We start from the raw sequence: 8,393 nt of genomic DNA on the forward strand, positions 1-8,393 counted from the left end.
CAGAGAGATCTCGTTCGCGGTGGGATTCGCCGGCATAATCACCGTCGTCTCCGAAAGATCGGCTCGGCGCGTGAACGGGAACGCAGCATTGGCAAAGAGTTCCAGGTCAGGCAGACCCGCATAGTGCGGCAGGTTCCGGATATCCAGTGCCGAGTTGCTCAGAATCTCTCCCTCGGTAGCCGCGCCCACCTTGGTCGGAATGAAATCAAAACTGAACTGCAGCGTATTACCGAAGGGACGCATTGCAGCCACGGGCACGACGATCTGCCGCTGACGATCGACCGTCCCAGTTCCCACTGCAAGCGGAGCCTCATTGACCAGCGTTCCGTTCACATAGGTCCGCAGCGCCGAACCGGGCAGGATGGTAGTCGCGTTATAGCGGTAGCTGACCAGCATGCGAAGGTTCTGCACTTCCCCATAAAAGAGATCCGGCGGCACATGGAAATAGATCGGCACCGGGTGGGATCCATCCGTCTTAAGCAGGTCTTTGCTGGAGTAGTCGGCCAGACTTACCAGGCGATTCGTCGGCATCCAGCGGGGAGCATCGTCAATGTCACGCTGTGAAGGTGGCGAAGCATCGCTGATACGCAGCGTGTCTCCCTCCGGCTGCGACGGCTCCGTCATCCTGGCTGTGGGAGCGCCTTTTCTCTGCGCCAGGCCACGCGCCGCGGCCAACAGTTGATCCTCATCATTTCCAGCGACGATCAGCACGGTTCCGTTGGCATCGTAAGGATTTCTCCGCACCGCGATGTAGGGCCCCGGCTCCGGTTGCGCGGGTCTCATGCTCTCCGGAAGCCTTGCCGCGCTGTCGGCAAAGACAACGACGTTTCCTTCAGTGAGCTGTTCCAGAGATGCCGTGTATCGAATGGGCTTCGGACCTACCTGCGTGCCAAACCACGACGCAACCACACCGGCAGCCTGCAATGTCTTTAGACCAGGCTGCGAGAGAAAGACAAACGGTATCGTGGTGATCGTTTGCAGGTCCCGATCGAGAAAAGGCATCGGTAACAGACCGATATCGTTGCGGAACGGAAGGCTGTCGCCTGTGATCTCGACCGTCGAGGTGGCGCCGATCCAGCCCTGAGCCTGCGCCTTCGCCTGGGCCTCTGTCTGAAAGATGCCGTTGCTGGTGAACTCGAACGTCAGACCATTGTTGCGGATGAGTGTATCGGTCGGAAGATCGATCTCGGCATAGGCAAAACCGCCGGTGTTCACAACCGGAATCTCGCCGACGTTGCTGTTATTGAGAGAGACCCTCAACATCCCTGGGTGAGGTGCGACACCCGGAGCCAGCTTATAGCTGACCTTCAGTACGGCATGCCGGGAAACAAAGGTATACGGTAACGAAAACCCCACGGGGTAGTAGCTATGCGGTCCCCGGAGCTCGATGCCGCTATCCATTCCCATGTCTTTCAGCGTGATCCGGATCGGCTTTGCGGTACCGGCAGTCGGTGCTGTCTCGGGCGCGCTCTGAGCGACCGCCGGCGTCTGGGCCTCCGGTGCTGGTGAAGGAGCTACGGGACTTGTCGAAGGAGCAGGCCTCGATGGTTGAACCGCGGTCTGCTTCACCGGCTCCGCCTTAGGAGCCGGAGCTGCCGGCACTGGTTGACGCTTAGGAGCTGCAGCTTTCTTCACCGGTGCCGGCGCTGGAGCCGGCCCATTTCCAACGGCCGGTGGGCGGAAGGTCTGCGGAGGCAACTGAACCTGCGGCGGCGCAAATTGCTGCGGCGTTGTTTGGGCATACCCCATTCCGCCAAGCAGCAGAAGAGCGAAGAGGATGATGCTCTTCGATGCGAATAGACCACGCGTCACCTGGTACAGCCCGGTGAGTGACAGCCTGGCCACTCTCGCGAAGCTGACCAGCGGGCGATCGACTTCGACTTCGCGTTCGATGCTCACCCATGAATCAGCACGGGAGTACAGCACGCGCGCCAGGGTCTCCTGCTCAACCACGGTCGGGTGATAGAACGCAATGCGGATCTCACCTGCGAGAATCGCCAGTACTTTGGCCTTTACCGTGCGCGACTTCGTCTGCATGGGGAAAGACATCTCAATGATGTCTCCCTTCTGAAGGCGCACATCTTCATCCAACACGATCGAGGCTCCGCCGACCGAGATGTCAAAGGTCGATCCGGAGATCTCGCGCCCATCGGCCAGGTGCGCTCGTATGCCAATCCGTGCTTCGATACGAACCGCCTTACGGCGCTGTTTCTGCTCGTGCGCGCATGCCGCGGCAACTCCCAGGATGATGATGTTGAAAACGATCCATGCGGTATTGCTCAACACCGTACCCGGGTGCCCTGGATCGGTCACAAAGTAGCGATAGGGGGCTAGTGCCAGACCGAAGAGGTTGAAAAGCAGCAGCCATGTTGTCGGCGCGGCGATAGACCGGTCAAATCGCGTCTCCATCAGAGTGCTGCCCTTATCGGTCACATTGAACTTGCCGAGCTTGGGGTTCAGCAGTGCCAACGTGGTTGGCATCAGGATGTAAGGCGCCAGCACCGTCTCGTAGATCTCATTCCAGAAGGAGTGCCGGTGTGTCCCCTGCACGCGCGAGTTGGTTATGCTGGAGATGATGAGGTGCGGCAGGGCGTACGCAAGAATAGCTACCCAGTAGCCGGGAATGATCGTCCGGCTGAAGAGCATATAGATCAGTGGGGCACACAGAAATACCAGGCGCGGAACCGCATACAAAAAGTGCGCCATGGCATTGAAGTAGCACAGCCGCTGGGTCATCTTCATCCCGCGCGCCAGCAGCGGGTTATCAGTACGCAGGATCTGGATCATGCCACGTGCCCAGCGGATTCGCTGTCCCACGTGCGCAGCCAGGGTCTCGGTGGCCAATCCGGCAGCCATCGCAATGTTGAGGTACGCCGTGTTGTATCCCAGCTTCTGAAGTCGAAGCGATGTGTGGGCGTCCTCGGTCACCGTCTCCGTCGCGATGCCACCTACCTCATCCAGGGCGCTACGCCGGATGACGGCACACGACCCGCAGAAAAATGTCGCATTCCATAGGTCGTTGCCGTCCTGAATAATGCCGTAGAACAGCTCGCCCTCATTCGGAATGCTATGGTATTGGCGCAGATTGCGCTCGAACGGATCCGCCGAGTAGAAGTGATGCGGCGTCTGCAGCATGGCCAGCTTCTCGTCCTTGAGGAACCAGCCGACCGTCATCTGGAGGAAGCTGCGGGTGGGCACGTGGTCGCAGTCGAAGATGGAGACCAGCGGCGAGTCCATCGTCTCGAGTGCCGTATTGATGTTGCCGGCCTTGGCGTGCGTATGCTTTTCCCGGATCTTGTACCCGATTCCCGCCTCTTCGCAGAACAGCCGGTACTCGTCCCGAACACCGTCATCGAGAACGTAAACATGCAGCTTTTCCGGCGGATAGTCGATGTTCAAGGCCGCCAGGGCGGTATAGCGGACTAGGGAGAGCGGCTCATTGTAGGTAGGAATCAGCAGGTCGACGTGCGGCCACAACTCTTCATCTGCCGGCAGGGGCACAGGACGCCGTTGGAGCGGCCATACCGTCTGTATATAGCCCAGCACCATGATCAGGATGGTGTAAATCTCTGCGGACAGCAGGATCAGCATCAACACCGAATCGATCTTGTATGGGTTATTGGCCTCGTCCGAGAAATAGTCGATCAATTGCCCGATGCGCCACCAGCCATACCGGCTGGTAATGACGACCGAAAGCAGCATCAGGCTGATGGTGACCACCTTGGAGGTGGAGATACGGTTTATGACAATGGCCGTAACCACCAGTACGGCGCCAAGAATGGCCTGCTTTTGCCAGCTCAGGTACAGGCTGATGAACTGGAACGCCAAAAACAGGGCCACAAGGACGATCAGCCAGCGGACTACTCGCATCGAATGCCGTCACTCCAGGGAAGTCTGAATGGCCCATTTTGTCCTATATAGGCCACCCCATCCCGCTTTACTTTCCGGGGTATTTCATTCATCACGATACCACTCTCCGGCAAGGCTCTGATTCCTACGGCTCCCCCTTTGGACAGAAGAAGATAGGGGCTAGGATGGAGAACGCTTCTAGATCGAAACAATCGCCCGCACTTTCTTCTTTTCTTCGTGCATCCGCGACGCAAACTGCACATCCAATTGGATGTTCCAGAGATTTCAGGTTCGTTTCAGAGGAAGCCCTGTATGCGCATCCCCCTAGCAGTAGCAGCAACACTCGTCTCCATTGCCACCATCACCACGACAGGGTGCCGCCAGAGCGCTCCGGCGCAGCAGCAGCCCCAGCAGATGCAGGCCATGCCGGTCCAGGTGGCCGCGGTATCGCTGAACCCTGTCCCCAATGGCGATACCTATGTGTCCACAATCAAGAGCCGGCGCTCCGCCACGCTGCAGCCGCAGGTAGACGGCAACCTGACCCGCATTCTGGTGAAGAGCGGCGATCACGTGCGTGCCGGCCAGTTGATGATGACCATCGATCCGCTGAAGCAGCAGGCCACGGTCGCTTCCACCGCAGGAACAGAGAACCAGAAGAAGGCCGTTCTGCAGTACAACAAGGCAGAGCTGGACCGGCAGAAGGGCCTTTTCGAGGCCGGTGTCGTCTCCAAGCAGGCCTATGAGATCGCCCTGCAGAACTTCCAGAACGCCGAAGGCGACTACAAGGCCTCTCAGGAGAGCACTTCGGCCCAACGCCAGCAGTTGGCGTACTACCAGATCCGGGCTCCGTTCGATGGCATCGTGGGTGACATCCCTGTTCACCAGGGCGACTATGTCTCGGCAACGACACTGCTCACCACAGTCGATGAGAACTCACAGCTCGAGGCCTACATCTATATCCCGACGGAACGCGGCGCACAGGTGCGCAATGGCCTGCCGGTTGAGATTCTGGATGACACAGGCAAGCCGCTCGTGAAGTCGAACATCTACTTCCTCTCTCCCCAGGTGGAGAACGGGATGCAGAGCGTTCTGGCCAAGGCACCGGTTCCCAGCTCGGCCCCGGTACGCAATCTCCAGATCGTCAAGGCCCGTGTGACCTGGGATGTCACCCCCAAGCCTACCGTTCCAGTGCTGGCAATCACCCGCATCAACGGTCAGCCATTTGTGACGATCGCCGCGCCCCAAGGCAACGGCTATATCGCACATCAGGTCGCGGTCAAAGTGGGCGACCCCATTGGCAACACCTATCCCGTGCTCGAAGGACTTAAACCGGGTGACAAGGTCATCACCTCCGGCCTGCAGTTCCTGGCCGAAGGCATGCCGGTTAAACCGCTCAGCTAACTGCCTCTCCCCTATCGAGGATTACTTCTGTGGTTGAATTTTTTATTCGGCGCCCTATTTTTGCGAGCGTCTGTGCCCTGCTGATCATTCTTGCGGGCGCGGTCTGCATTCCGCAATTACCTATCTCGCTCTATCCGCAGCTCGCGCCTCCTCAGGTCACCGTAACCAGCGTCTACATCGGCGCCAATGCGCAGACGGTAGAGCACGACGTTACGACCCAGTTAGAGACCGCCATCAACGGTGTCGAGGGCATGCGGTATATGACCTCGTCTTCCGGTAACGATGGCACCAGCAGCATCACCATTACGTTCCAGACGGGCTACGACCTCAATATCGCAGCCGTGGACGTCCAGAACAGAGTTCAATCGGCACAGGGTGTTCTACCCCAGGCCGTCAAAAACACCGGCGTCACCATCACCAAAGCCAACCCGAACTTCGTTTTTGCGAGTGGTTTCTACGCGGAGAATAACCGCTACTCACCGGAGTTCATCTCCAACTACGTCGACCTCTACGTCAAGGATCCTCTGAAGCGTATTACCGGCGTGGGCGACGTGGTCATCTTCGGCGCACGTAAGTACGCCATGCGCCTGTGGATCGACCCGACCAAACTCGCCGCCCGTAACCTGACTGCTACAGACGTTGTCAGCGCGCTGCAGGAGCAGAACGTCGAAGTCGCCGCCGGCGCCGTGGGCGCACCGCCGACAGCCGATCCCAACCAGACCTATCAGATTGCGGTCCGGGCTGTAGGCCGTCTGACGCAACCCTCAGAGTTCGAAGACATCATCCTCAAGAACACTTCAGCGGGTATTGTGCGCCTGAGGGATGTAGGCCGCGCCGAGATCGGCGCCGAAACCTACGGCAGTACGCTGAAGTACAGCGGCATTCCGGGTGTGGGTGTCGGTGTTCAGCAGCTTTCAAACGCCAATGCTCTTGCCGTGGATAAAGCGGCGAAAGCCGAACTGGCCCGCCTGGCGAAGAACTTCCCTCCGGGACTGAAGTATGTGATTGCGTTCGATACGACCACGGTCGTTGGCGAATCGATCAATGAGGTTGTTCATACCCTCATTGAAGCCATCATCATCGTCGTCATCGTCATCTTCCTCTTCCTGCTGGATTGGCGCGCGACTATTATCCCGGCTGTCACCATCCCGGTCTCGCTGATCGGCACCTTCGCTTTCATCAAGATCTTCAACTTCTCCATCAACTCGCTCACGATGTTCGGCATCACCCTGGCTACCGGCCTTGTGGTGGACGATGCCATCGTCGTCATCGAGAACGTACAGCGTCACCTTTCCCATGGAAAGATCAAGGACCCGCACGAAGCGACCTCGGTAGCCATGTCGGAGGTAACAAGCGCCGTCATTGCGACTTCCCTCGTGCTGATCTCGGTATTTATCCCGGTTAGCTTCTTCCCGGGAACCACCGGCATTCTGTACAAACAGTTCTCGCTGACCATCGCCTTTTCCATCGCCATCTCTGCCTTCAACGCGTTGACGCTCTCGCCGGCTCTGTCGGCAATTCTGCTGCGCGGCGAAGAGGCCAAGTACCACATGCTGGACTGGACGCACATTCCTTTCCTGGCCAAGGGTTACAGCGGATTCGCTCACGGCATCGACGATTTCATCCTCTGGCTGGGACGTCAGTATGCGAAGCTGATCCATTTCGTGCTCCGCATTCGCTGGGTCATGCTCCTGTTATTCATCGGCGGTCTGGTTGCAACGGCTGTTGTCTATCGCAGTGTGCCCACAGCCTTCGTTCCCAGCGAAGACCAGAACTACTTCATCATGCAGGTGCTGGCTCCCCAGGGTGCATCTTTGGCCTATACGCAGAACCTTGCCGACCAGGCACAGGTGCTGCTCTCCAAGGAACCTGAGGTCGTAGGCACCTTTGCCGTCATGGGCTTCGGCTTTAGCGGCAACGCCTCCAACCAGGGCCTGATCTTCGCCCCGCTGAAACCGCAGGCAGAACGTAAGGGCGACGAACATCAAGCCTCAGCCGTCGTGGCGCGCGTTGCTCCCAAGCTGATGCAGATTCCCGGCGGCATTATCGCTGCCTTCGAGCCACCGCCGATTCAAGGTATCGGCAGCTTCGGCGGATTCCAGTTCGAGCTTCAGGATGAGGGCCGCAACACGCCTGCCGATCTCGATCGCGTGGCACATCAGATCGTAGGCGCCGGCCGCGATCCAAAGTCGGGCTTGACGGGCCTCTATACCTCATTCACGGCCAATGATCCGCAGATCACCGTGGTCATCGACCGCGAGAAGGCAAAGGCCATCGGCGTTCCCTTCTCTGAGATCAACAACGCGCTCGGAGTCTTCATGGGGTCAACCTATGTGAATGACTTCGACTTCAACAATCGCTCGTACCGCGTCTACATTCAGGCCGATGCCGGCTTCCGCAAGAATGCGAAGGACATCCGCCAGTACTACGTGCGTTCCAATACCGGGCAGATGATCTCGCTCGATAACCTGGTCAGCATCCGGGAAGATTCGGGACCGCAGATCATCTCGCACTACAATCTCTTCCGCTCGGCTGAGATTCTCGGTTCCGCCGCGCCTGGGCTCTCCTCGGGCCAGGGTCTCGAGAATATGCAGAAGCTCTTCGAGAAGAACAAAATCCAGGGCATGACCTACTCGTGGTCGGGTCTGGCGCTGGAAGAGATTGAGTCTGCGGGCAAGGCCATCGTCATCTTCGGCCTCGGCCTGCTGGTGGTGTACCTCACGCTGGCGGCACAGTATGAGTCCTGGGCGCTGCCGTTCATCATCCTTCTGGCCGTACCGATGGCCGTGCTCGGCGCTCTTGGACTGATTGCGGCTCGCGGACTTGTGGATGACGTCTACGTGCAGATCGGTCTGGTCATGCTGATCGGTCTCTCGGCGAAGAACGCCATCCTGATCGTCGAGTTCGCAGAACAGCTCCGCGAGCAGGGCCGATCAATTGTCGACGCTGCTATCGAAGCTGCAGAGCTTCGCCTACGCCCCATCCTCATGACCAGCTTCGCCTTCATCCTGGGCGTACTTCCCCTGGTCTTCGCAGAAGGCGCAGGTAAGTTAGGACGTCACTCCGTCGGTACTGCCATTGTGGGAGGCATGCTGCTCTCGACCGTGCTGAACCTGATCTTTATCCCCGTGCTGTATGTCTTC

The 8,393-nt window shown here is 58.6% G+C and carries 3 protein-coding genes; 2 read left to right on the forward strand and 1 reads right to left on the reverse strand.

What is annotated here, in order from left to right:
- A partial coding sequence (gene bcsA / locus AB4043_RS06015; RefSeq protein ID WP_442306668.1) for a UDP-forming cellulose synthase catalytic subunit occupies positions 1-3,870 on the reverse strand: 3,870 nt, incomplete at its 3' end.
- Between the two features lie 291 nt (positions 3,871-4,161).
- Between bcsA and AB4043_RS06020 the strand changes: the two genes are divergently transcribed.
- Positions 4,162-5,250 (forward strand): efflux RND transporter periplasmic adaptor subunit, encoded by a 1,089-nt coding sequence (locus AB4043_RS06020; protein WP_442299265.1) that lies wholly within the window; start codon positions 4,162-4,164, stop codon positions 5,248-5,250.
- Between the two features lie 29 nt (positions 5,251-5,279).
- Positions 5,280-8,393: efflux RND transporter permease subunit (locus AB4043_RS06025; RefSeq protein ID WP_442306669.1), on the forward strand; the 3,114-nt coding region annotated here is incomplete at its 3' end.

The sequence above is a fragment of the Terriglobus sp. YAF25 genome (genome assembly GCF_052113305.1).
Classification (GTDB): domain Bacteria; phylum Acidobacteriota; class Terriglobia; order Terriglobales; family Acidobacteriaceae; genus Terriglobus.